This is a genomic window from Aeromonas sp. s4 (assembly GCF_040907855.1).
Classification (GTDB): Bacteria; Pseudomonadota; Gammaproteobacteria; order Enterobacterales; family Aeromonadaceae; genus Aeromonas; species Aeromonas caviae.
Map to the genome: position 1 here is coordinate 1 of NZ_JBFOCP010000033.1, position 22,377 is coordinate 22,377.

Consider the following 22,377-nt stretch of genomic DNA (forward strand, 5'->3'; position numbering starts at 1 on the left):
GGGAGGCTGGGAGGGGGTTGAAGAAACAATCAGGGTTGCCTGCGGGCGGCCCTCTTGAAGGAACCAAAGATGTATACCGAAACCATCAACAAGTGCGCCGCCAACGCGGCCCGCATCAACCGCTTCGAGCGCAGCGACAAGCTCGGCTTCTGGCTCAGCTCCGCCATGGCGGGGGCCTATGTGGGCCTCGGCATCATCCTCATCTTCACCCTCGGCAATCTGGTGGATCCCGCCATCCGGCCGCTGGTGATGGGGGCCACCTTTGGCATCGCCCTGACGCTGGTGATCATCGCCGGCTCCGAGCTGTTTACCGGCCACACCATGTTCCTCACCTTCGGGGTGAAGACGGGCAAGATCACCATGGCCGACCTGCTGCGCATCCTGCCGCAGACCTGGGCCGGCAACCTGATTGGCTCCGTCGTGGTGGCGCTCATCTACTCCTACGGCGGCAGCCTGCTGCCGGATGCGGGCAGTCTGGCCCACAAGGTAGCGCTGGCCAAAACCCAGGCTCCGGCCCTGACCCTGTTTATGAAGGGGATCCTCTGCAACTGGCTGGTCTGCCTCGCCATCTGGATGGCGCTGCGCACCGAGGGTGCCGCCAAGTTCATCGCCATCTGGTGGTGCCTGCTGGCCTTTATCGCCTCCGGCTACGAGCACTCGGTCGCCAACATGACCCTGTTCGCCCTCTCCTGGTTCGGTGCCCACTCCGAGGCCTACACCCTGGGTGGCATCGGCCACAACCTGCTGTGGGTGACCCTGGGCAACACCGTCTCCGGCGCCCTCTTCATGGGCCTCGGCTACTGGTATGCCACCCCCAAGGCCGAGCGCCCGGTTGCGGTGAGCGAGACCACCTCCACTGCCAGCCAGACCCAAACCGCCTGATCAGGAGGCCCCATGGACTACTTGCCCATCTTTTGCCGACTCGACAACAAACCCGTGCTGCTGATCGGCGGCGGCGAGGTGGCGGAGCGCAAGGCGCGCCTGCTGCTGGATGCCGGTGCCCAGCTCACCGTGGTCGCGCCCGAGCTCGACCCCGAGCTGGCAGAACTGGCTGCCAACGGCAGCATCGAGTGGCTCGCCGGTGAATTCGCGCCGCAGCAACTGGCGGGCAAGTGGCTGGTGGTGGCCGCTACAGATCGGCGCGAGGTGAATGCGCTGGTCTACCAGAGCGCCAATCAGGCGCGGATCTTTGCCAACGTGGTGGATGACCCGAAACGCTCCAGCTTCATCATGCCGTCGATCATCGACCGCTCGCCGCTGATGGTGGCCATCTCCTCCGGTGGCAAGGCGCCTGTGCTGGCCCGTCTGCTGCGGGAAAAACTCGAGGCCCTGCTGCCGCAACATCTGGGGGCCGTGGCGACCTTCGCCGGCAGCCTGCGGGAGCGGGTCAAGGCGCGCTTCGCCAGCATGGGAGAACGGCGCCGCTTCTGGGAACGGTTGCTCGGGGCGGATCGGCTCGGGCAGGCGCTGGCCCGCGGTGATAGTGCCTCTGCCAATCAGCTGGCCGACAGCCTGTTTGCCGACGAAAGCCAGACCGGTGGCGAGGTGGTACTGGTGGGAGCTGGCCCCGGCGATCCGGGTCTGCTCACCCTGCACGCCCTGCGCCAGATGCAGCAGGCGGACGTGGTGGTCTATGACCGGCTGGTCTCGGACGAGGTGATGGCGCTGGTGCGCCGCGACGCCAAACGCATCTTCGTCGGCAAGCAGGCGGGCAACCACTGCGTGCCCCAGGAGGGGATCAACCAGCTGTTGCTGGAGGAGGCTAAAAAAGGCCAGCGGGTGGTGCGGCTGAAGGGGGGTGACCCCTTCATCTTCGGCCGGGGCGGCGAGGAGCTGGAGACGCTGGTTGGCACAGGCATCGGCTTTCAGGTGGTGCCGGGGATCACCGCGGCCAGCGGCTGCGCCGCCTACGCCGGTATTCCACTGACCCACCGCGACCACGCCCAGAGCGTTCGCTTCGTTACCGCGCACGGCAAGGGGGGCGCCCGGGATCTCGACTGGCCGCTGCTGGCCAAAGATCGGCAAACGCTGGTCTTCTACATGGGGCTCTCCTCCTGCGCCACCATCCGTGAGCAGCTGCTGGCCCACGGCAAGGCAGGCGACACCCCGGTGGCGCTGATCGAGCGCGGCACCCAGCCCTGCCAGCGGGTCATTCGCGGCACTCTCGATGAGCTGCCCGAACTGGCGGTGGGGGTCGAGAGCCCGGCCCTCATCATGGTGGGTTCGGTGGTGACCCTGGCCGACCAGCTTGCCTGGTTCGGGCAAGGATGCACCGCCGACGCGGCCCTGGCCTCGGCCTGATCGCTGCATCCATTCCAACGCCACCCTCGGGTGGCGTTTCTTTTTCTGCATCTACTGTCATAACCTCTTGTTTTGAGTCTGGTATCCTATGGGGACTGTCCGCCGGATCACCGAATTCAGGAATTCTGCTTCATGTCCCTCCCCGCCAAGAACAGCGCCAAACAGCGTGAACACGACAGAGCCCGCATCCTCACGCTGCTGCTGGCCGATGACGCCCTCACCGAGAGCCTGCTCGACCCGCAAGGGGAGCAGGACGCAGAGCTTCGGGACCAGACCAGCGAGCTGACCCGGCTGGTCAACAGCCTGCCCGCCGCCGATATCGCCGATGCGCTGGAATCCCTGCCGCCGGACGAGCGCCACGTGCTGTGGCAGCAGGTGGATGCAGACAAGCACGGCCAGATCCTGGTGGAAGCGTCGGAGACGGTGTGGGACAGCCTCATCAGCGGCATGAGCGACAAGGAGCTGCTGCACGCCCTGAGCACCCTCGACATCGACGACCAGATCTACCTGGGCCAGCACCTGCCCCGCAACCTGATGGGGCGGCTGCTCACCTCCATGGCGCCGGTGGACAGGGACAAGGTGCGGGAGGTGATCCGCTACGGCAAGCACACGGTCGGCGCCATGATGGACTTCGAGCTCATCACGGTGCGGCCCGACGTGACCCTGGCCACCGTCCAGCGCTATCTGCGCCTGCGCGGCCAGATCCCCGAGAACACCGACAAGCTATTCGTCACCGATCGGCGCAACCGGCTGCAGGGGGAGCTGCCCCTCACCGCCGTGCTGCTGCACAAGCCCGAAACCCTGGTGAGCGACGCGATGGAGAAGGATCCGGTCACCTTCGATCCGGAAGACAACGACGAGGCCGCCGCCCGCACCTTCGAGCGGGACGACCTGGTCTCCGCCGCCGTGGTGGATGCCAGGGGCAAGCTGATGGGACGGCTCACCGTCGCCGAGGTGGTGGACCTGGTTTATGAGGAGAGCGACACCGACCTGCGCCGCATGGGGGGGATCAGCGAGGAAGAAGACGTGTTCGCCCCCGTCTCCAAGGCGGTCAAGACCCGCTGGGCCTGGCTCGCCATCAACCTCTGCACCGCCTTCGTGGCGTCGCGGGTAATCGGCCTGTTCGAGCACACCATCTCCCAGCTGGTGGCGCTGGCAGCCCTGATGCCCATCGTCGCGGGGATCGGCGGCAACACCGGCAACCAGACGATCACCATGATAGTGCGGGCGTTGGCGCTGCAGCACATCCAGACAGGCAACGTCTCCTTCCTGCTGTGGCGCGAGCTGGGGGTGGCCCTGATCAACGGCCTGGTGTGGGGCGGCATCATGGGCATCGCCACCTTCCTGCTCTATCAGGATGCGGCGCTGGGCGCTGTGATGACGCTCGCCATGATCCTCAACCTGCTGGTGGCGGCCCTGATGGGTGTCATCATCCCCATGACCATGAGCCGGCTGGGGCGCGACCCGGCGGTGGGGGCTAGCGTGATGATCACCGCCATCACCGACACCGGCGGCTTCTTCATCTTCCTGGGGCTGGCGACCCTGTTCCTGCTCTAGGGCCCGAGGCTGACCGTCTGCGGCTCCTGCCATGACGCGGGGCCGCTTTCGCGCAAAAACGGCATTTCCCGCCACAGGGCAAGGAATAGTCGTTGAAATGCCAACCCCACTCCTTATACTGGATCCACCTGTTTCCAGCGGTGGATCTGACACAATGGAATACAACACTTCAGAACTGTGCGACATCTATCAGGACATGGTGGATGTACTCGAACCCATGCTCTGCTCCTTCGGCGGCCGCGCCTCTTTCGGCGGCGTCATCACCACGGTCAAGTGCTTCGAATCGAACGGTCTTATCCGTGAACTGGTCAAGGAGAACGGCGTTGGTCGCGTGCTGTTGATCGACGGCGGTGGCTCCATGCGACGTGCCCTGATCGACAGCGAGATCGCCACCACGGCGGCGGAAAATGAGTGGGAAGGGATCGTCTGCTACGGTTGCGTCCGTGAGGTCGATATCCTGGAAGATCTCGACATCGGCATTCAGGCCCTGGCGGCCATTCCGGTGGGCGCCGACAGCAAGGACGTGGGCGAGACCGATCTGCCGGTCAACTTCGGCGGCGTTACCTTCCTGCCGGATGACCACCTCTATGCCGATACCACAGGGGTGATCCTCTCCCCCGATGCCCTCGACATCGAGTAAACAGCGCTGAGTGAAAATGGGAGCCCTGGCTCCCATTTTTTATGCCCGCTGATGGCGGAAAAGACGCAAAAAAAGAGGGCCAGTAAACTACTGGCCCCTTAACTGGAAGCAATGTGAGCAATGTCGTGCCTTCACAAGAAGTCCATCACGTTGGAACAAATGAAGTCTTTCCCGGAAAACAAGTTAACAATAATCATTCTCATTTAACTGTGCAAGCCTTATTTGTGAAGATCACAAAAAAATTGACCACCCATGGGGGTGGTCAATCTCATCAGGCTTGTCGCGTAGCAGCTTGCAGGCCAGCCAATCCGGCCTCCCCCACCAGCTTGCGGCTGAGATAGCGCAGCAGCACACCGTAAAGCGGCACAAACAACCCCAGACTTATCAGCAATTTGAATACGTAATCCACGGTCGCGATCTCGACCCAGTGCTCGGCCATGAAGGGATCCGTGCTGCGCCAGAAGGCGATGCTGAAGAAGGCGATGGTATCCACCAGATTGCCGAACAGGGTGGAGGCCGCCGGAGCCACCCACCAGGCTTTCAGCAGGCGCAGGCGGTTGAACACCACCACGTCCATGAACTGGCCCACCAGATAGGCCATAAAGCTGGCTAACGCGATCCGGGCAACAAAGAGATTGAACTCTGCCAGATTGCCCACCCCCTGGAAGCTCCCTTCGAAGAAGAGCACCGAGAGCACGTAGGACACGGTCAATGCCGGCAGCATCACGGTCTGGATGATCTTGCGCGCCAGGCCTGCGCCGAAGATCCGCACCGTCAGATCGGTGGCCAGGAAAATGAACGGGAAGCTGAAGGCACCCCAGGTGGTGTGGAAGCCAAAGATGGTGATCGGCAGCTGCACCAGGTAGTTGCTGCTGGCAATGATCAGGATGTGGAACAACGAGAGACGCATCAGTGCCGTCTGGTACTGAGCCGGAGTCAGGTTCATATTGTGACCTTTTTGGTTAATGGGGTTAGGGAACCCATATCGCCACCATGGCGATAATCAAGGGGCGAGATTATACGCCCCAAAATTGATAGTTCAATCTTTATGCGGTTATCTCAAGGGATTGACTCGCATCGCACGCCAAGCTTACTCCTGGGACTGCCGAGCCAGCCAGAGCAGCGCCTCCGCGTCGTCCGGCTGCACCGCCGCCAGCCAGCAGCCGCTGTAATGTTCGTACTCGAGCCGAAAGCGGCTGCCTTCAAACTCCAGCAGCCAGCTGTGGCGATCCGCCCCCCACTCCCGCTCGAGTGCCGCCAGCTCCCACTCCTGCAACAGGGCCTCTGCCAGAGTCGGGAAGCTGTCCCAGTCAAGGCCCGGGCAGGTCAGCATCACCACCCCGGCTTCCCTGTCTGTCTGCGTGATACGCCAGTTCATCCGTTGCTCCTCAACTGCTGCACGAGAGCTCGCCCCCGCAATACCATGCGGGGGACGGGGTGGCGAGATCCTCGTATTCGGCTTGCTCATCATAGGGGTGCTGCAGGGCCGCAAACAGCCGCTCGAACGGCGCCATGTCGCCCTGTTCTGCCGCCTCGATCACCTGCTGGGCCAGGGCGTTGCGCAGCACATACTTGGGATTGACTGCGTCCATCTGCCCCTTGCGCACGCCATCCACGCTCCCTTCCCGGGCGAGGCGCGCCCGATAGGCCTCAAGCCACCCCTGCCAGACGGCAGGATCGGGCAGCAGCGCCAGCAGGCGGGCGGGCCACGCTCCCTCTCGCGTCACCTCACCGAGACGTCGCAGGAAGAGGTGGTAATCCACCTTGTGCGCCGCCAGCAGCCGGAACAACTCGCGGAACAGCGCCGGATCCTCCTCTTCCCACACCGCCAGCCCCAGCTTGGCGCGCATCAGCTCGGAGTAGTGCAACATCAGCTGGTGCTCGTACTGGGCCAGGGCCGACGCGAGCGCGTCGCCATCCACATGGCCGGCCAGCGCCTGTGCCAGCTTCTGCAGGTTCCAGTATCCGACCGCAGGCTGCTGATCCAGCGCATAGCGACCGTCCGGATCCGAGTGGTTGCAGACGAAGTCCGGCACATAGGCGTCGATGAAGCCGTAGGGGCCGTAATCCAGGGTCAACCCGAGCAGGGACATGTTGTCGGTGTTCATCACCCCGTGACAGAACCCCGCCGCCTGCCACTTGGCGATGAGCCGCGCGGTGCGGCGCACTACTTCGGCAAACAGCTCGGCGCCATCGGCCAGCTCGGGGAAGTGGTAACGCCGCGCATAGTCGATGAGGGCGGGGATCTTCTCCCCCTGCCTGCTCCAGGCGAAATACTCGAAATGACCGAAGCGCAGATGGCTCGGCGCGGTGCGCAGCACGGTCGCCCCGCTCTCCACCTGCTCCCGGTAGACAGGCTCGTCACTGCCCAGCAGCACCAGAGCCCGGGTGGTGGGAATGCCGAGGGCATGCAGCGCCTCGGAAGCCAGGTACTCGCGAATGCTGGATCGCAGCACGGCACGGCCGTCGCCGAAGCGGGAGAATGGCGTCTTGCCCGCCCCTTTGAGGTGCAGGTCCCAGCGGCTGGCATCAGGCGCCAGCTGCTCCCCCAGCAGCAGAGCGCGGCCATCCCCGAGGCGCGGGCTGTAACCACCGAACTGGTGGCCCGCATAGACCTGGGCCACCGGCTGCATGCCCGGCAGGGGCTGCCCCTGGCCGCAACAAGCGAGCCACTGCGCCTCGCTCACCTCCCCGAGCCCCAGCTCACCAAGCAGCGCACGGTTCAGATGCAGCAATCTGGGGCCATGCAGCGGCTGCGGGGCAACGGGCTCGCAAGCCCAAGGGAGTTCGGTGGCAAAAGTGTTGATCAACTTCATGGTGATGGAGGTTGTCCCTGCGTATGCTCGTGTCACTCTTTATACCGCCGTCGGCTCGTCGAGGCTAACAGGCGATCACGATTATTCATTTCAAGGAGAAGACGATGCCAAAGTGGGTCTATACCCTGCCCCTGCTGGCGCTTGCCTGGGGCCATCAGGCCAAGGCGGCCGACATAGACGCAGGCAAGGCCAAATCCTTGGTCTGTGCCGCCTGTCATGGCGCGGATGGCAAGGCGAGCGTCCCGACCTACCCCCACCTCGCGGGCCAGAACCAGGCCTATTTGCTCAAGCAGATGAAAGCGTTCAAGGAGGGTTCCCGTACCGAGCCGCTGATGGTTCCCTTCATGGCGATGCTGACCGAGGCGGACATGGAGAATCTGGCAGCCTATTACGCCAGCCTGAAATAATGCATGGCGCCGACCAACGGGCGCCTTTCCACTGTTTGTTGTGCCAGCCTACCGGCCTGGGCCTGCAGCGGTCGATGACAAGATCTACCTGGGCCGACCCTACCGGCGGCAGTAGTCGATGATCAGGTCCATAAAGGCCTCACCGAAGCGCTCCAGCTTGCGGTGACCGACACCGTTGACCGCCAGCATTTCCTCCTCGGTCATCGGCATCAGCTGCGCCATCTCAACCAGGGTGGCGTCGTTGAACACCACATAGGGCGGCACCTCTTCATCCTCGGCGATCTGCTTGCGCAGGGCGCGCAGCTCCTTGAACAGCCGCTTGTCGTAGTTGGCGTTGTCGAGCAGGCCGTTGCGCTTCTCCTTGCGACTGGAGATGGGCTGCAGGCGGGGGACTGCCAGTTCAAGCTTCATCTCGCCACGCAGCACGGGTCGAGCCGCTTCGGTCAGCTGCAACACCAGATTGCGGGTGATGTTCTGGGTCAGCAACCCCTTGTGGATCAGCTGGCGGATGACGCTCATCCAGTATTCGTGGCTCTGATCCTTGCCGATGCCGTAGGTCGACAGCTTGTCGTGACCGTGATCCTTGATGCGCTGGTTCAGCGATCCGCGCAGCACCTCCACCACATAACCCACCCCGAAATTCTGTCCCACCCGCCAGACGCAGGAGAGCGCTTTCTGGGCGTCTTCGGTGCCGTCATAACTCTGGGGCGGATCGAGGCAGATGTCGCAGTTGCCGCACGGCTTGTCGTTGTACTCGCCGAAGTAGTTGAGCAGCACCTGACGGCGGCAAGTCTGCGCCTCGGCGAAGGCCGCCATCACGTTGAGCTTGTACTGCTCCACCTGCAACTGCTGTGGGTTTTCGATGTTGTCGAGCAGCCGGCGCACCCGACCGATGTCGGCGGGATCGTAGAGCAGCAGCGCCTCGGCCGGGGTGCCGTCGCGCCCGGCACGGCCGGTTTCCTGATAGTAGGATTCGATGTTCTTCGGGATGTCGTAGTGCACCACGAAGCGCACGTTGGGCTTGTCGATGCCCATGCCGAACGCCACCGTCGCCACCACGATCTCGATGTCATCCTTGAGGAAGGCCTCCTGGGTCTGCTGACGCAGCTCCAGCGGCAGACCGGCATGATAGGGTGCCGCCTTGCAGCCGTGACGGGATAGCCGCTCGGCCACCTCCTCCACCCGATTGCGGCTGGAGCAGTAGACGATGCCGCAGTTGCCCTTCTGGCTCTGCACGTAGCGCAGCAGCTGCTCCGCCGCCTTGAACTTTTCCACCAGGCTGTAGCGGATATTGGGCCGATCGAAGCTGGCGGTGTGGATGAAGGGATCGTTCAGTTCCAGCCGGTGCAGCATGTCGCTGCGGGTCGCCTCGTCGGCGGTGGCGGTGAGCGCTACCACCGGCACCTGGGGGAACCACTGCTTGAGCCGTCCCAGCGCCGCGTATTCCGGCCGAAAATCGTGCCCCCACTGGGAGACGCAGTGCGCCTCGTCGATGGCGAACAGGCCGAGGGGCAGCTCCGCCAACCGGTCCATGAACTCGTGCTGCAGCAAACGCTCGGGGGAAACATAAACCAGCTTGATCTCGCCCCGGCGCATGGCGGCGAAGTTCTGGATCATCTCTTCCCGGCTCAGTGCCGAGTTGATGTAGACCGCCGCCACGCCGTTGGCGCGCAGGGTGTCGACCTGATCCTTCATCAGCGAGATGAGGGGGGAGACCACCACACCGAGCCCGGGTCGCAGCAGCGCCGGGATCTGGTAGCAAAGCGACTTGCCGCCGCCGGTGGGTTTGAGCACCAGGGCATCGCGCCCCGCCACTATCTGCTCGATGATCTCGAGCTGGCCCGGCCGAAACTGCTGATAGCCAAACACCGCCTGCAACAGGGCAAGGGGATTCTCTGGCTGAGGGTCAGGCAGGGTTTCGGCAATGACGGTCATGGGCTCTCCTTTGGGGTCGCCATTCTAAAGCAGCCGCCGCCCACAATAAACCTGCCATTGCGAGTGTTAAGGAAGTGTTGCAGACTGGCTGGAGTTTTTACTCGGCTTTGATGACAGGGCGGACTCAAGGAATGAAACAGATGCTCAAGAAGATGGCGCTCAGTGGCATAGCCAACCTGTTCGCCGAAAAGATGCCCTTCAACAAGCTGATCGGCATGCAAGTCACCCACTACGACTTCGATAAAGTGGAGCTGCGCATCAAGATGGAACAGAAGCTCATCGGCAACCCTTTCCACAACATACTGCACGGCGGCGTCACCGCCAGCCTGCTCGACGTGGCGGGCGGCATGATAGTCGCAGCCTCCTGCATCGACGAGCTGGAGGACTTCTCCCCCAGCTATCTCAAGGAGCGCTTCTCGCGGCTTGGCACCATCGATCTGCGGGTGGACTATCTTCGTCCCGGTCGCGGCAACGAGTTCATCGCCACCGCCCACATCATCCGGGCAGGCAGCAAGGTCGCGGTCGCCCGCATGGAGCTGCACAACGAAGAGGGCACTCACATCGCCTTCGGCACGGGGACCTACCTCGTCGGCTAATGGTTTTTATTGCATAAAAAGTGCGCTTCTAAGCTGATTTTAATCATTAGAATTCTTACCCCCTCCTCCGCTCAAGGTCCATACTGAAAGTCGGGATTCTGTGCAGAGGGAGGATTGCAGACGATGAGCGCGATACTGGCTACCCAACCATCCAGAGCCTTGCTGACACGACTTGAGGCCATGCGCGAAGAAGTGCAGACCCCAGAGTGCCGTCACTGGTTGGAGCAGGAGCTGGAGGGGTATTCTCTCTGTTCACCCCTGCCTTGGTATCGCATCATTGCCTGTCGGCAACGCGGTCACTTCCTGAATCTGAAGACGGGAAAATATCTGACTTGCCATATCGGCAGCCAAACGCTAAGCCAACGCGACCTGGCCCAAGTTCAGTTCATCTATGCCCGTGAACCCGCCGCCCACTATTTACTGCGTCACGATTCCCATATCGAGCCCTGGCCGGAATCGCTGCTGGAAGCGTATCGAGAGCAGCTGATCCCTGGTCATCTCTGCCTGCAAGCCTGGCATGAGCCCGTGTCTTCGCTGCGTTCACAACTGATGGAGGGAATAGCACATTTCATTAGTGAGTACCCCAAGCATGCGGCCCTGCAAACCCAACACGGTTTCAAGGCATTGCGGCATCAACACTGGCATATCTGAATGAGCGCCTGGGGCGCAAGGAGGGCACCATCGACAAGACCCATAACGAGATTGTCACAATCTAGAGTGCCGGAGTCAGGATCAGACTCCACCAGTGGGGCCACCGAGCGGTGGCCCTTTTAGTTGGGCAAATGAGGAAGATCGGAGCAGCAGCTGCAGCAATCGACAATGGAAATGTCAGCTTTTCTTCAACAGACCAAATGCGAAAAGGCCGCTCATTGAGCGGCCTTTTCAAATGTGGTCGGTGTGAGAGGATTCGAACCTCCGACCCCTTCGTCCCGAACGAAGTGCGCTACCAAGCTGCGCTACACACCGATGTCTGCGGGGCGAGAATTTACCGAAAGCCCCGACCCGACACAAGCCTTTTTTTTCATTCACTCTAAAAAAATGGCTTTACGCTCAATAATTCAGCGAGTCGCAGCAAAAATCGCCACAAGGCATCTTTCCGCCTGCCTTCAGCCCTGTCGAGGCAACCTGAACTCGGTCGGCCCCAGCAAACGCCGGCTCCAATCCGCCACCACTCCATGTTCCAGCCAATGAGCCGCATGCTGGCGCCAATTGGGAGAGAGCGCCGGGTTCTCCAGCAGCAGTTGCAGGTCTTCCTCGTTGCGAACCTGGTTGAACAGGATGTCGGCAGTGCGCTTCACCGTCAGCTCAGGGTAGGGTCTGTCCACCAGTGTCAGCTCCCCCTGCGGCTCCACCCTTCCCTCTTCCAGCACCCGCAGCAGCCAGCCACAGCGGCCACTCAACTGCATCACCTGGGAGAGCTGGCCATAGCCAAAGCGCTGGTTGAGCTTGAAACAGGGGGATCTGGGCTGGCTTATCTGGATAAGCGCCTCTCCAAGTCGATAGACATCGCCGATGCAGGCCTGCGCCTCCGTCAGCCCCGAACCAGAGAGATTCTCGCCAAAGGCAGCAGGCTGCCAGGGTGTGCGTGGTACAGGCAGTCCCAGCGCGGTTTGCCAGGTTTTCCACCAGGCGTAATGCTCCGCAGGGTAATGGTGCAGGGCCCGATCCGGGCCGCCATGATGGCGTCTGTCGCTCTGCTCATCCCCGCGAAGGCCGAGGAAATCGCACCACAGAGGGGCGTTGGCAGGCTGCTTGTGGATGGCACTGATGAGGCCGGGGGCCTGCTCTGGGTTCAGTTCGACGCTCTGGCCGATGAAGAGGGAGATCCGCATTCCATTCTCCTGACGGATGGGGGAATGCGGATCTTATCACGGGGCAAGTCAGGCAACTGCCTGCATCTGGGTGGTCATGGCGATTTCGGCACGGCGGCGTTTCTCCGCCCGGGCCATCAGATACCAGCTACCGAAGGTGAACAGGGATACCGACAGCAGGATCAGACTCGCGATGGCGTTGATCTCGGGCTTCACGCCGAGACGCACCGCCGAGAACACCTCCATCGGCAAGGTGGTCGAACCCGGGCCGGAGACGAAGCTCGCCAGCACCAGATCATCCAGCGACAGGGCGAACGACATCATGCCACCCGCCGCCAGCGACGGGGCGATCATCGGGATGGTGATCAGGAAGAACACCTTCCAGGGCTTGGCTCCCAGGTCCATGGCCGCCTCCTCGATGGAGAGATCCAGCTCCCGCAGCCGCGCCGACACCACGATCGCCACATAGGCGGTACAGAAGGTGGTATGTGCTATCCAGATGGTCAGCATGCCCCGCTCCGCGGGCCAACCCACCAGCTGGGCCATGGCCACGAACAGCAGCAGCAGGGAGAGACCGGTGATCACCTCGGGCATCACCAGCGGCGCCGTCACCATGCCGCCGAACAGGGTCCGGCCACGGAAGTGAGGGATCCGGGTCAGCACGAAGGCCGCCACTGTCCCCAGCGCCACCGCCGCGATGGCGGTGTAGAAGGCGATCTCCAAGGAGCGGAACACGGACCCGATCAACTGTTTGTTGTCGAGCAGGCCGAAGTACCACTTGAGCGACCAGCCTCCCCACACCGTCACCAGCTTGGAGGCGTTGAAGGAGTAGATGACCATGATGATCATGGGCAGGTAGATGAACAGCAGCCCCAGCCACAGCATCAGCTTGGCAAAACCGAAACGTCTCATGCCTTGCCCTCCAGCTCTTTGGCCTGGTTGCGGTTGAACAGGATGATGGGAATGATCAGCACCGCCAGCATCACCACCGCCAGGGCGGAGGCCACCGGCCAGTCACGGTTGTTGAAGAACTCCTGCCACAACACCTTCCCGATCATCAGGGTCTCTGGGCCACCCAGCATCTCGGGGATGACGAACTCGCCCACCACCGGGATGAAGACCAGCATGCAACCGGCGATGATGCCGTTCTTGGAGAGTGGCACCGTGATCTGCCAGAACCGGGTCAGGTTGCGGGCACCCAGATCGGAGGCCGCCTCCAGCAGGCTCTGGTCGTGCTTGACCAGGTTGGCGTAGAGCGGCAGCACCATGAACGGCAGGTAGGAGTAAACGATGCCGATATAGACCGCCAGGTTGGTATTGAGGATCTGCAGCGGTTCGTCGATCACCCCGATGCCCAGCAGGACACTGTTGAGCAGGCCGTTGTTGCTGAGGATCCCCATCCAAGCGTATACCCGGATCAGGATCGCCGTCCAGGTCGGCATCATGATGAGCAGCAGCAGAACGGTCTGGGTCTCCTTGTTGGCCCGCGAAATGGCGTAAGCCATGGGATAACCGATCAACAGGCAGAGCAGGGTGCTGACCAGGGCTATCTTGAGGGACCCCAGATAAGCCGCGATGTAGAGCTCATCCTCCTGCAGCAGCAGGTAGTTGCCCAGGTTGAGCAGTATGGTGAGCTGATTGTCTGCCCAGCTCACCACGTCCGTGTAGGGCGGGATGGCCACGTCCGCTTCGGCGAAGCTGATCTTCACGACGATGATGAAGGGCAGCAGGAAGAAGAGGAACAGCCAGAAGAAGGGGATGCCGATGACCAGCTGCCGCCCTCCCACCTGTTTGAGTCGTCTCAATGCCTTCATGATTGCAGCACCACGCCGCTGTCATCTTCCCAGTAGAGGAACACCTGGTCATCCCAGGTCGGCCGTTTGCCGTGGCGTTCGGCATTGGCGATGAAAGCCTGAACGATTTTGCCCGAGGGCAACTGGATGTGATACACGGAATGGCCGCCCAGATAGGCGATGTCATAAACCTCGCCCTTGGTCCAGTTGAAGTCCGGATGCTCGATCTCTTCCGGCTTTTGCAGGCTCATCAGCAATTTTTCCGGACGCAGGGCATAGGTGACCTTCTTGTTCTCCGCCCGGGAGCTGATGCCGTGACCCACATAGATGGGCTGTTCCAGATCCGCACAGGCGATGATGGCGTGGTCCTGCTCATCCTCCACCAGCAGGCCGTCAAACAGGTTGACGTTGCCGATGAACTCGCACACCAGCCGGCTGGCCGGGGTCTCGTAGATGTCCATCGGGCTGCCGATCTGCTCGATGCAACCGAGGTGCATGATGGCGATCCGCTCGGCCATGGTCATGGCTTCTTCCTGATCGTGGGTCACCATGACGCAGGTCACGCCCACCCGCTCGATGATCTCGACCAGCTCGAGCTGCATGGTGGAGCGCAGCTTCTTGTCCAGCGCCCCCATGGGCTCGTCCAGCAGCAGCAGTTTCGGACGCTTGGCCAGGGAACGAGCCAGGGCCACCCGCTGACGCTGACCACCGGAGAGCTGGTGCGGCTTGCGGCGGGCGTACTGGGTCATCTGCACCAGCTTGAGCATCTCTTCCACCCGGGCATCGATCTCCGCCTTGGGCAGGCCATCCTGCTTGAGGCCGAAGGCGATGTTCTGGGCCACCGTCATGTGGGGGAATAGGGCATAGGACTGGAACATCATGTTGATGGGGCGTTCATAGGGCGGCATGTCGGTAATGTCGACGCCGTCGAGGAACAGCCGTCCTTCCGTGGGTCGCTCGAACCCGGCCAGCATCCGCAGCAAGGTGGACTTGCCGGAGCCGGACCCACCCAGCAGGGCGAAGATCTCGCCCTTGTGGATGTTGAGAGACACGTTGTCGACCGCCAGCGTTTCGTCGAACTGCTTGCTTACCCTGTCTATTTTGACCAGCACTTCTTTACGCTGCTGGCTGCCCTCGAGGGCTTTCTTGTAGGCACTGGAGGCTATCGCCATTACCAAACTCCCAAAGGTGATTCCGGCCTGGGCCGATCCATCAATACAATCTGGCGCCCCGGGATGGGCGCCAAGGTTAGGTTCCGGATTTGATTTTGGTCCAACTCCGGGTGATCAGGCGCTGCACCGAACGGGGATGTGCTTCCTGCACATACAGACGCTCAAGCACCGCCTGGGGGGGATAGACTGACTCGTCCTCGCGAACGGCCTTGTCCATGAACTCTCCCGCCTTGATGTTCGGGTTCGCGTAACCCACATAGTCGCTCACCTTGGCGATGACCTGCGGTTCGAGAATGTAGTTGATCAGGGCGTGAGCCTCTTTCACGTTGGTGGCATCGGCCGGGATCGCCATCATGTCGAACCAGAGATTGCCACCCTCCTTGGGGATGCTGTAGGCAATATTGATCCCCTTGCCCGCCTCCTCGGCCCGGGACGCCGCCTGCAGGATGTCGCCGGAGAAACCCGCCGCCACGCAGATGTTGCCGTTGGCGAGGTCACCGATGTACTTGGAGGAGTGGAAGTAGGCCACGTAGGGGCGCACCTTGAGCAGCTGCTCTTCGGCCCGCTTGATATCCGCCGGCTCATGGCTGTTGGGGTTGAGCCCCAGGTAGTTGAGGGCAGCCGGGATCATCTCGTCCGCCGAATCGAGGAAGGCCACGCCGCACTGGGAGAGCTTCTTCATGTTTTCCGGCTCGAAGATGGTCGCCCAGGAGTCAATCTTGTCGACACCCAGCACTTCCTTGATCTTGTCGACGTTGTAGCCGATGCCGTTGGTGCCCCAGAGGTAGGGCACGGCGTACTGATGGCCCGGATCCACCTTCTCGAGCTGCTTGAGCAGCATGGGGTCCAGGTTGCTCAGGTTTGGCAGCAGGGTGAGGTCCAGCTTCTGGAAGGCCCCCGCCTTGATCTGCTTGGCCAGGAAATTGTTGGAGGGCACGACCAGATCGTAGCCGGTGCGTCCGGTCAGCAGCTTGCCTTCCAGCGTCTCGTTGGAGTCAAACACGTCGTAGACGGTCTTGATCCCGGTCTTCTGCTGAAAGTCACTGAGGGTGGTCTCGCCGATATAATCGGACCAGTTGTAAAAATGAACCACAGGGGCTGCCTGGGTCAGATTTGCAAACCCCAGGGTCAGGGCCAGCGTTGCCATCTTGGTCATGTGCACTTATCAGTCCTCATTTGTGTGATTTTGCCAGTCGCGCATCCATACGCGCCGTCCAACCTGTCGGGTGGTCACCACCCTCCCGGCCGAACTGCGGACCGGGAGGGGTACTCGTCACTCTTACTTGCCTGACTTGATCTTGGTCCAGCTGCGGGTCATCAGACGCTGCACCTTGGCCGGCAGATCCGGGAAGGTGTAGATCTTCTTGAGGGTATCCGGCGTCGGGTAGATACCCGGGTCGGTACGGATCGCCTCGTCCACCAGCGGCGTGGCCGCCTTGTTGCCGTTCGGGAACTGCACCACGTTGGTGATGTTCGCGATCACGTCCGGCTTCATCAGGTAATTGATGAAGGTGTGGGCCGCCTCGACGTTCTTGGCATCCGCCGGGATGGCGATCATGTCGAAGAAGCTGCCTGCCCCCTCTTTCGGAATGGTGTAAGTCAGGCTGACACCGTTCTTGGCCTCGGCGGCACGCGCCTTGGACTGCTGCAGGTCACCGGAGTAACCGACCGCCACGCACAGGTTGCCGTTGGCCAGATCCGAAATGTACTTGGAGGAGTGGAAATAGGCGGTATAGGGACGGATGGAGAGGAACAGCTCCTCTGCCTTCTTCAGTTCATCCGGCTTCTGGCTGTCCGGCTTGAAACCCAGGTATTGCAGGGCGGCCGGCAGCATTTCGGTCGGCGAGTCGAGGAAGGAGACACCGCACTCCTTCAGCTTGGCCATGTTCTCCGGCTTGAACACCAGATCCCAGGAGTTGACCGGCGCATCGGCCCCCAGCACGGCCTTCACCTTCTCGGCGTTGTAGGCATAGCCGATGGTGCCCCACAGGTAAGGGATGGAGTATTGGTTGCCCGGATCGCTCGGTTCGAGCGCCTTGAGCAGGTCGACGTCCAGGTTCTGCCAGTTGGAGAGTTTGGACTTGTCCAGCTTCTGGAAGACACCTGCCTTGATCTGCTTGGCCAGGAAGGGGTTGGACGGTACGACGATGTCATAGCCCGACTTGCCTGCCAGCAACTTGGCTTCCAGCACTTCGTTGCTGTCGAACACGTCGTAGACCACCTTGATGCCCGTCTCCTTCTGGAAGTTTTCCAGCGTATCCGGCGCGATATAGTCGCTCCAGTTGTAGACGTGCAGCACCTTCTCGTCGGCCATCGCCCCGGTACTCATCATGACCAGCGCCACGGAAGCAGCCATCATTCCCTTTTTAAAAGACATAGTCCTTGTCTCCTAAGCAAATTGTATGCGTAAGCCAACCTGCCCGGTTCCCGCCTATTCCCGCAGCTTTGCAGCCGTCAGGTCCAGACTGAGCCTGGCCAGTTTGACCAATTCATCCACCTGTTCCTCGGTGATCACCAAGGGGGGCGATATGATCATGGTATCGCCGACAGCCCTCATCACCAAGCCATTGTTAAAACAGAACTCCCGACAGGTCATCCCGGCATGGAGCTCGGCCGGGAAGCGACGTTTCGTCTGCTTGTCCTGCACTATTTCCAGCGCGGCGACCAGGCCTTTTCCACGGGTTTCCCCCACCAGCGGATGGTCCGCCAGCTCAGCCCAGCGGCGCTGCAAATAGGGGCCGATACTATCATGAACTCGCTTAACTATGCTCTCCCTTTGCATAAGCTGGATGTTGGCAATGGCCACGGCGCAGGCGACCGGATGGCCGGAATAGGTGAAGCCATGGTTGAACTCCCCCCCCTCTTCCACCAGCACCCTGGCGACCCTGTCCCCCACCATCACGGCGCCCATCGGCAGATAGCCGGAGGTAATGCCCTTGGCCAGGCACATGAGGTCGGGTTTGATGCCAAAACCTTCACTGGCAAACCAGTGACCGGTGCGGCCAAAGCCGCAGATCACCTCGTCGGCGATAAGCAGGATGCCGTACTGGTCGCAGATGCGCTGGATCTCGGGCCAGTAGCTCTCGGGGGGAATGATGACCCCCCCCGCACCCTGGATAGGCTCGCCGATGAAGGCGGCCACCTTGTCCACCCCCAGTGCCAGGATCTTCTCTTCCAGCTGGCGGGCACGGGCCAGACCGAACTCGTGGGCGCTCATGCCCTCTCCCTCACCGAAGTGATAGGGCTGGTCGATGTGTACTATGCCGGGAATGGGCAAGCCGCCCTGGGCGTGCATCCCCTTCATGCCGCCCAGACTGGCCCCCGCCACGGTGGAGCCGTGATAGGCATTGTGGCGGCTGATGATCACCTGCTTGTCAGGTTGTCCCTTGCTGGCCCAGTAGTGGCGCACCATGCGCAGCACGGTGTCGTTGCACTCCGAGCCCGAGCCGGTAAAGAAGACGTGGTTGAGGTGGGAAGGCGTGATCTCGGCCAGCAGGGTGGCCAGCTCGGCAGCAGGGGGGTGGCTGGTCTGGAAGAAGAGGTTGTAGTAGGGCAGTTGCTGCATCTGGCGAGTGGCGGCATCCACCAGCTCCTGACGGCCGTAGCCCATGTTGACGCACCACAGACCCGCCATCCCGTCCAGAATGCGCTTGCCTTCGGAGTCTTCCAGATAGACGCCTTCGGCCTTGGTGATGATGCGACTGCCCTTCTTGTTCAGGGCCTGAAAATCGGTAAACGGATGCAGATGATGGCTGGCTTCCAGTTGCTGCCACTCACGGGTGGTGTGCTGCATTGCTTGCTCCTCGGTTCCTTCGATTCGGCGAATCTTGTCGCCATTCATGAGGGCACGGGTGGCCTGCCCGGTCACTGCCATTCACGGGGCTGGCGCTCTCTTGCCTGCTCGATGCCTTTCCATGGGGCGAACATCGTCGCCAGTTGATTGCAGGTGACGCCCCTCTCCATTGCGGGAGCGGGCCTCACCTATACTCGGTGCCTTCCGGGTCGCGGGCGCCCCCGCCAGACGGGCCTTCGGCCCCTTGCTTGCGATATGACGGGGAGAGGCCTCGCCTCCCCCGGGGACAGATCAGACGTTCAGCAGCAGGAATTCCCGTTCCCAGCGGCTGATCACGCCGAAATAGGTCTCGTACTCCTTGCGCTTGACGGCCACGAAGGCGCGGATGAAACGCTCCCCCAGCATGTCCTTGATGGGTTCACACTGCTCCAGGTGGCTCAGCGATTCCTCCAGGGAGCGGGGCAGGCTGTAGGGCAGGTCATAGGCACTCGCCTTCATCTCCTGCATGGGTTCGAGCTTCTCCAGCATGCCGAGGTAGCCGCAGGCCAGGGTGGCGGCCAGGGCCAGATACGGGTTGGCATCGGCCCCGGCGAAGCGGTTCTCGACCCGACGTGCGCTCGGTTCGGAGAAGGGGACCCGCAGGCCGCAGGTGCGGTTTTCCACACCCCACTGCACGTTGCGCGGCGCACTCTCGCCAAAGGTGAGGCGGCGGTAGGAGTTGACGTTCGGCGCCAGCAGAGCGGTCACTGCCGGGGTGTATTTCTGCAGGCCGGCGATGAAATGCATGAACAGATCGGAGTTGCCCCCTTCGCTGGTACCAAACAGGTTGTTGCCATCCATGTCTTCCAGGCTCTGGTGGATGTGCATGGCGGAACCCGGTTCGTTGCTCATGGGCTTGGCCATGAAGGTGGCATAGATGCCGTGGCGATGGGCGGCCTCGCGCATGGTGCGCTTGAACAGAAACACCTGGTCGGCGAGATCGATGGCATCCCCGTGCAGGAAGTTGATCTCCATCTGGGCGGCGCCGGATTCGTGGATCAGGGTGTCCACCTCCAGCTCCTGGGCCTCGCAATAGTCGTACATGTCCTCGAAGATGGGGTCGAATTCGTTCACCGCATCGATGCTGAACGACTGGCGGGCCGTTTCCGGGCGGCCGTTGCGGCCCACCGGCGGCACCAGCGGATAGTCGGGATCTTCGTTGCGGGTCACCAGGTAGAACTCCAGCTCCGGCGCCACCACCGGCTTCCAGCCCTGCTTCTCGTAGAATGACAGAACCCGGCGCAGCACGGAGCGGGGAGCGATGTCGATGAGCTTGCCGTTGACGTCAAAGCAGTCGTGGATCACCTGGGCGGTGGGCTCCAGCGCCCAGGGTACGAAACGAATGGTGTTGGGATCGGGATAGAGCTGCATGTCCCGCTCCAGCGGGTCTATCATGCTGTCGTCATCCGGGTACTCGCCGGTCACCGTCTGGGTGAAGATGACCTCGGGCAGCCGCATGCCCCCCTCGCGCAGAAACTTGTTGGCTGGAATGATCTTGCCTCGGGCATTGCCGGTGAAATCCGGAAACAGGCACTCCACTTCCGTGATGCGATTGCTCTCCATCCAGCCCTTGATACTGTCCATGTTAAACCCCGACTTTACGGTTGCCATTGTCAAGGGTGTCTAATATAAGGAACACCCTTGTTAAGAAAATGTAATCGACCACACCATAAAAGCCCGTGATAAAGGCCTTTGTCAAGCAGCGGTGTTTAAAAAACTATAAACAACGGCCTGTATAATGACCAGCGCGGCACCAAATACTAAACACTTTGTGTCACGATCAGCCCACTGCAAGCTCGATGCCAACGGCGGCGGGATCTCGTTCGATACTCAGTCAGACCCTGTCGGAGAAGGCCCATTTCTTTGCAAGGGCGCACACTCCTTATCCAATTTCCTTTGCATGTCTGCATTTTTTTGGTACAAGGCCCGCCCTGATTTGCACTCTCCTGCATGGATTTGGTGCAAAACGGGATACAAGGGCTTGGTCTGACGACAGACAGCCCCCATCAATGGGTAACATTGGGAAACTGACTGGTAGCAAACCGTATGTGTGATTTCATGACAGAAGACCAACTGACCTTCTACAAAGGCCAGATCGAGCGACAAATCCTTGAGCTCGAAGAACGTCTCAACTCCCAGGCCAGCCAGGCTATCGCCACCGATACCAACGAGATGGCGGATGAAATTGACCGTGCCAGTGTCGAGGAGGCCCGTCGCCTGGAGCTGAACCGCATCGAGCACGACAAGTTGCACCTGCGCAAGCTGAAAGGGGCGTTGAAGCGGATCAATGAAGGGGATTTCGGCTATTGCGAATCCTGTGGCGACGAGATCTCTCTCAAGCGGCTGCAGGCCCGTCCTGAATCCCGCTTCTGTGTTGAATGCCAGAGCACCAAGGAATTCAACGACACTCACGTGTTCCGTCGCGTCGCCTGATGCGGCGAACAAGCCCGGCCTCGGTACGAGCCGGGCACAGGGCAGGCCATGCCCGAAGATGACGCGGCCGGGTGATCCCCGGCCCCTTTCACAGCAAGAGCGTGACAACTTCTGTTAGACTCCGGGCAAGTCCCGGATCCTACAGGAGATCAAAGCGTGAAATGGCTCATCAGGCTGTGCTTGTGCCTGCCATTGCTGGCACAAGCACAGACGCTCACCGTCAAGGTCCCCAGCCGACCGATCAACGATCTCGACAACGAATACCAGCTCAAGCTGCTGGAACTGGCGCTCAACCACGCCGGGCAGCCCTACAAGCTGGAGCGGGTCGACCTCAATCTCAACCAGTACAGCCTCCAGCAGGCGCTTGCCAAGGGCAAGGTCATCAATGTGTTCTGGATGGGTACCTCCAGCGCGCTGGAATCCTCCCTCACCGCAGTGCCAATCCCGCTGTTTCGTGGCCTGGAAGGGCTGCGCCTCTCCTTCATCCACGCCGATGCCCAGGAGCGGTTCAACCAGATCAACACCCTGGCAGACCTCAAGAAACTGAAAGCCGCCCAGGGGGTGGGCTGGGCCGACAACAAGATCCTGGAACTGGCAGGCATTCCCACCTATGCCGGGCGCTACAGCAACCTGTTTCGCCTGATGAATGACGGCGACAAGCTGGACTTCTTCCCCCGTGGCCTGGTGGAAATCTTCGCCGAACGCAGCGAGCTGGCGGCACAATATCCCAACCTGGTGATCGATCAGCACCTGCTGATCCGCTACCCCTTCGCCGAGTTCTTCTTCGTCAGCCCGGAGTCGCCGAAGCTGGCCAAGGCGATCCAGACCGGCCTCGAGCGTGCCTATGCCGACGGCAGCTTCATGGCGTTCTTTCGGGAGAACCCCAAGATCCGCGAGGCCCTGGCCAGCGCGAATCTGGAGCAGAGAGTCACCATCGCCCTGCCCAATCCCGACATGACCCCCTTGCTCAAAAGCATTCCGGCCCAATATTGGGAATATCCACCGTCGCAGGAGTAAACGGACAAGATATCCGGCGTTGAGAATATCCACCGCTGCGAGCATAAACGGACACGGTATCCCGGCA

Annotated in this window: 21 protein-coding genes and 1 tRNA gene; 9 read left to right on the forward strand and 13 right to left on the reverse strand. The window is 61.4% G+C overall.

What is annotated here, in order from left to right:
- The first annotated feature begins 69 nt into the window (after positions 1 to 69).
- The 4 genes from nirC to rraA all read left to right on the forward strand — a co-directional run bounded on the left by nirC (position 70) and on the right by rraA (position 4,498).
- A complete protein-coding gene (gene nirC, locus AB5Y89_RS10445; RefSeq protein ID WP_368223719.1) occupies positions 70 to 882 on the forward strand; it encodes a nitrite transporter NirC in 813 nt (270 codons plus the stop codon).
- Positions 883 to 894: 12 nt separating this feature from the next.
- Entirely contained in the window at positions 895 to 2,301 is a 1,407-nt protein-coding gene (gene cysG / locus AB5Y89_RS10450; RefSeq protein WP_368223720.1) for a siroheme synthase CysG, read from the forward strand.
- A 132-nt stretch (positions 2,302 to 2,433) separates the two neighbouring features.
- A complete protein-coding gene (mgtE, locus tag AB5Y89_RS10455) occupies positions 2,434 to 3,858 on the forward strand; it encodes a magnesium transporter (protein ID WP_368223721.1) in 1,425 nt (474 codons plus the stop codon).
- A 154-nt stretch (positions 3,859 to 4,012) separates the two neighbouring features.
- A complete protein-coding gene (rraA, locus tag AB5Y89_RS10460; protein WP_005306574.1) occupies positions 4,013 to 4,498 on the forward strand; it encodes a ribonuclease E activity regulator RraA in 486 nt (161 codons plus the stop codon).
- A 271-nt stretch (positions 4,499 to 4,769) separates the two neighbouring features.
- On the opposite strand, the gene AB5Y89_RS10465 is transcribed toward rraA, so the two are convergent.
- The 3 genes from AB5Y89_RS10465 to AB5Y89_RS10475 all read right to left on the reverse strand — a co-directional run bounded on the left by AB5Y89_RS10465 (position 4,770) and on the right by AB5Y89_RS10475 (position 7,314).
- Positions 4,770 to 5,444, reverse strand: a complete 675-nt coding sequence (locus AB5Y89_RS10465; RefSeq protein WP_010676046.1) for a 7-cyano-7-deazaguanine/7-aminomethyl-7-deazaguanine transporter — start codon at positions 5,442 to 5,444, stop codon at positions 4,770 to 4,772.
- Positions 5,445 to 5,588: 144 nt separating this feature from the next.
- The gene (locus AB5Y89_RS10470; protein WP_124245089.1) at positions 5,589 to 5,876 is read right to left on the reverse strand and encodes a DUF3630 family protein; all 288 of its coding nucleotides are present in this window, start codon (positions 5,874 to 5,876) and stop codon (positions 5,589 to 5,591) included.
- Positions 5,877 to 5,886: 10 nt separating this feature from the next.
- Positions 5,887 to 7,314, reverse strand: coding sequence for a YdiU family protein (locus AB5Y89_RS10475; protein WP_263309331.1), 1,428 nt, complete (start codon positions 7,312 to 7,314; stop codon positions 5,887 to 5,889).
- A 104-nt stretch (positions 7,315 to 7,418) separates the two neighbouring features.
- On the opposite strand from AB5Y89_RS10475, the gene AB5Y89_RS10480 reads away from it, so the two are divergent.
- A complete protein-coding gene (locus tag AB5Y89_RS10480; protein WP_368223722.1) occupies positions 7,419 to 7,721 on the forward strand; it encodes a cytochrome c in 303 nt (100 codons plus the stop codon).
- Between the two features lie 99 nt (positions 7,722 to 7,820).
- On the opposite strand, the gene recQ is transcribed toward AB5Y89_RS10480, so the two are convergent.
- Positions 7,821 to 9,656: an ATP-dependent DNA helicase RecQ gene (gene recQ, locus AB5Y89_RS10485; protein ID WP_039039660.1), complete on the reverse strand. Its 1,836-nt coding sequence runs from the start codon at positions 9,654 to 9,656 to the stop codon at positions 7,821 to 7,823.
- A gap of 131 nt (positions 9,657 to 9,787) precedes the next feature.
- Between recQ and AB5Y89_RS10490 the strand changes: the two genes are divergently transcribed.
- Together AB5Y89_RS10490 and AB5Y89_RS10495 are read left to right on the forward strand one after the other, a co-directional pair.
- Positions 9,788 to 10,252 (forward strand): thioesterase family protein, encoded by a 465-nt coding sequence (locus AB5Y89_RS10490; RefSeq protein WP_039039661.1) that lies wholly within the window; start codon positions 9,788 to 9,790, stop codon positions 10,250 to 10,252.
- 123 nt (positions 10,253 to 10,375) lie between these two features.
- The gene (locus AB5Y89_RS10495) at positions 10,376 to 10,903 is read left to right on the forward strand and encodes a hypothetical protein (RefSeq protein WP_010676052.1); all 528 of its coding nucleotides are present in this window, start codon (positions 10,376 to 10,378) and stop codon (positions 10,901 to 10,903) included.
- A gap of 238 nt (positions 10,904 to 11,141) precedes the next feature.
- Here the strand turns inward: AB5Y89_RS10495 and AB5Y89_RS10500 are convergent.
- The 9 genes from AB5Y89_RS10500 to AB5Y89_RS10540 all read right to left on the reverse strand — a co-directional run bounded on the left by AB5Y89_RS10500 (position 11,142) and on the right by AB5Y89_RS10540 (position 20,444).
- Positions 11,142 to 11,218, reverse strand: a tRNA-Pro gene (locus AB5Y89_RS10500).
- Positions 11,219 to 11,358: 140 nt separating this feature from the next.
- Entirely contained in the window at positions 11,359 to 12,084 is a 726-nt protein-coding gene (locus AB5Y89_RS10505; RefSeq protein ID WP_323950913.1) for an MOSC domain-containing protein, read from the reverse strand.
- 48 nt (positions 12,085 to 12,132) lie between these two features.
- Entirely contained in the window at positions 12,133 to 12,975 is an 843-nt protein-coding gene (locus AB5Y89_RS10510) for an ABC transporter permease subunit (RefSeq protein ID WP_010676054.1), read from the reverse strand.
- Positions 12,972 to 13,877 (reverse strand): ABC transporter permease subunit, encoded by a 906-nt coding sequence (locus AB5Y89_RS10515; protein WP_010676055.1) that lies wholly within the window; start codon positions 13,875 to 13,877, stop codon positions 12,972 to 12,974. The genes AB5Y89_RS10510 and AB5Y89_RS10515 overlap by 4 nt, the downstream gene beginning before the upstream one ends.
- Positions 13,874 to 15,028 (reverse strand): polyamine ABC transporter ATP-binding protein, encoded by a 1,155-nt coding sequence (gene potA, locus AB5Y89_RS10520; RefSeq protein WP_010676056.1) that lies wholly within the window; start codon positions 15,026 to 15,028, stop codon positions 13,874 to 13,876. Before potA ends, AB5Y89_RS10515 begins: the two co-directional genes overlap by 4 nt.
- A gap of 76 nt (positions 15,029 to 15,104) precedes the next feature.
- Entirely contained in the window at positions 15,105 to 16,190 is a 1,086-nt protein-coding gene (locus AB5Y89_RS10525) for a polyamine ABC transporter substrate-binding protein (protein ID WP_043153440.1), read from the reverse strand.
- A gap of 117 nt (positions 16,191 to 16,307) precedes the next feature.
- Positions 16,308 to 17,405 carry a polyamine ABC transporter substrate-binding protein gene (locus AB5Y89_RS10530; protein WP_041214238.1) on the reverse strand — a complete coding sequence of 366 codons (1,098 nt, stop codon included), beginning with the start codon at positions 17,403 to 17,405 and terminating at the stop codon, positions 16,308 to 16,310.
- 54 nt (positions 17,406 to 17,459) lie between these two features.
- Entirely contained in the window at positions 17,460 to 18,821 is a 1,362-nt protein-coding gene (locus AB5Y89_RS10535; protein ID WP_010676059.1) for an aspartate aminotransferase family protein, read from the reverse strand.
- A gap of 291 nt (positions 18,822 to 19,112) precedes the next feature.
- The gene (locus tag AB5Y89_RS10540) at positions 19,113 to 20,444 is read right to left on the reverse strand and encodes a glutamine synthetase family protein (RefSeq protein WP_010676060.1); all 1,332 of its coding nucleotides are present in this window, start codon (positions 20,442 to 20,444) and stop codon (positions 19,113 to 19,115) included.
- A gap of 462 nt (positions 20,445 to 20,906) precedes the next feature.
- Between AB5Y89_RS10540 and AB5Y89_RS10545 the strand changes: the two genes are divergently transcribed.
- Together AB5Y89_RS10545 and AB5Y89_RS10550 are read left to right on the forward strand one after the other, a co-directional pair.
- A complete protein-coding gene (locus AB5Y89_RS10545; protein ID WP_010676061.1) occupies positions 20,907 to 21,293 on the forward strand; it encodes a TraR/DksA C4-type zinc finger protein in 387 nt (128 codons plus the stop codon).
- Positions 21,294 to 21,449: 156 nt separating this feature from the next.
- Positions 21,450 to 22,310 (forward strand): hypothetical protein, encoded by an 861-nt coding sequence (locus AB5Y89_RS10550; RefSeq protein ID WP_010676062.1) that lies wholly within the window; start codon positions 21,450 to 21,452, stop codon positions 22,308 to 22,310.
- Positions 22,311 to 22,377 lie beyond the last annotated feature (67 nt).

Coding starts and splice junctions, on each gene's coding strand:
- nirC (WP_368223719.1), top strand. CDS start 70: ATGTATACCGAAACCATCAACAAGTGCGCCGCCAACGCGGCCCGCATC.
- cysG (WP_368223720.1), top strand. CDS start 895: ATGGACTACTTGCCCATCTTTTGCCGACTCGACAACAAACCCGTGCTG.
- mgtE (WP_368223721.1), top strand. CDS start 2,434: ATGTCCCTCCCCGCCAAGAACAGCGCCAAACAGCGTGAACACGACAGA.
- rraA (WP_005306574.1), top strand. CDS start 4,013: ATGGAATACAACACTTCAGAACTGTGCGACATCTATCAGGACATGGTG.
- AB5Y89_RS10465 (WP_010676046.1), bottom strand. CDS start 5,444: ATGAACCTGACTCCGGCTCAGTACCAGACGGCACTGATGCGTCTCTCG.
- AB5Y89_RS10470 (WP_124245089.1), bottom strand. CDS start 5,876: ATGAACTGGCGTATCACGCAGACAGACAGGGAAGCCGGGGTGGTGATG.
- AB5Y89_RS10475 (WP_263309331.1), bottom strand. CDS start 7,314: ATGAAGTTGATCAACACTTTTGCCACCGAACTCCCTTGGGCTTGCGAG.
- AB5Y89_RS10480 (WP_368223722.1), top strand. CDS start 7,419: ATGCCAAAGTGGGTCTATACCCTGCCCCTGCTGGCGCTTGCCTGGGGC.
- recQ (WP_039039660.1), bottom strand. CDS start 9,656: ATGACCGTCATTGCCGAAACCCTGCCTGACCCTCAGCCAGAGAATCCC.
- AB5Y89_RS10490 (WP_039039661.1), top strand. CDS start 9,788: ATGAAACAGATGCTCAAGAAGATGGCGCTCAGTGGCATAGCCAACCTG.
- AB5Y89_RS10495 (WP_010676052.1), top strand. CDS start 10,376: ATGAGCGCGATACTGGCTACCCAACCATCCAGAGCCTTGCTGACACGA.
- AB5Y89_RS10505 (WP_323950913.1), bottom strand. CDS start 12,084: ATGCGGATCTCCCTCTTCATCGGCCAGAGCGTCGAACTGAACCCAGAG.
- AB5Y89_RS10510 (WP_010676054.1), bottom strand. CDS start 12,975: ATGAGACGTTTCGGTTTTGCCAAGCTGATGCTGTGGCTGGGGCTGCTG.
- AB5Y89_RS10515 (WP_010676055.1), bottom strand. CDS start 13,877: ATGAAGGCATTGAGACGACTCAAACAGGTGGGAGGGCGGCAGCTGGTC.
- potA (WP_010676056.1), bottom strand. CDS start 15,028: ATGGCGATAGCCTCCAGTGCCTACAAGAAAGCCCTCGAGGGCAGCCAG.
- AB5Y89_RS10530 (WP_041214238.1), bottom strand. CDS start 17,405: ATGTCTTTTAAAAAGGGAATGATGGCTGCTTCCGTGGCGCTGGTCATG.
- AB5Y89_RS10535 (WP_010676059.1), bottom strand. CDS start 18,821: ATGCAGCACACCACCCGTGAGTGGCAGCAACTGGAAGCCAGCCATCAT.
- AB5Y89_RS10540 (WP_010676060.1), bottom strand. CDS start 20,444: ATGGACAGTATCAAGGGCTGGATGGAGAGCAATCGCATCACGGAAGTG.
- AB5Y89_RS10545 (WP_010676061.1), top strand. CDS start 20,907: ATGTGTGATTTCATGACAGAAGACCAACTGACCTTCTACAAAGGCCAG.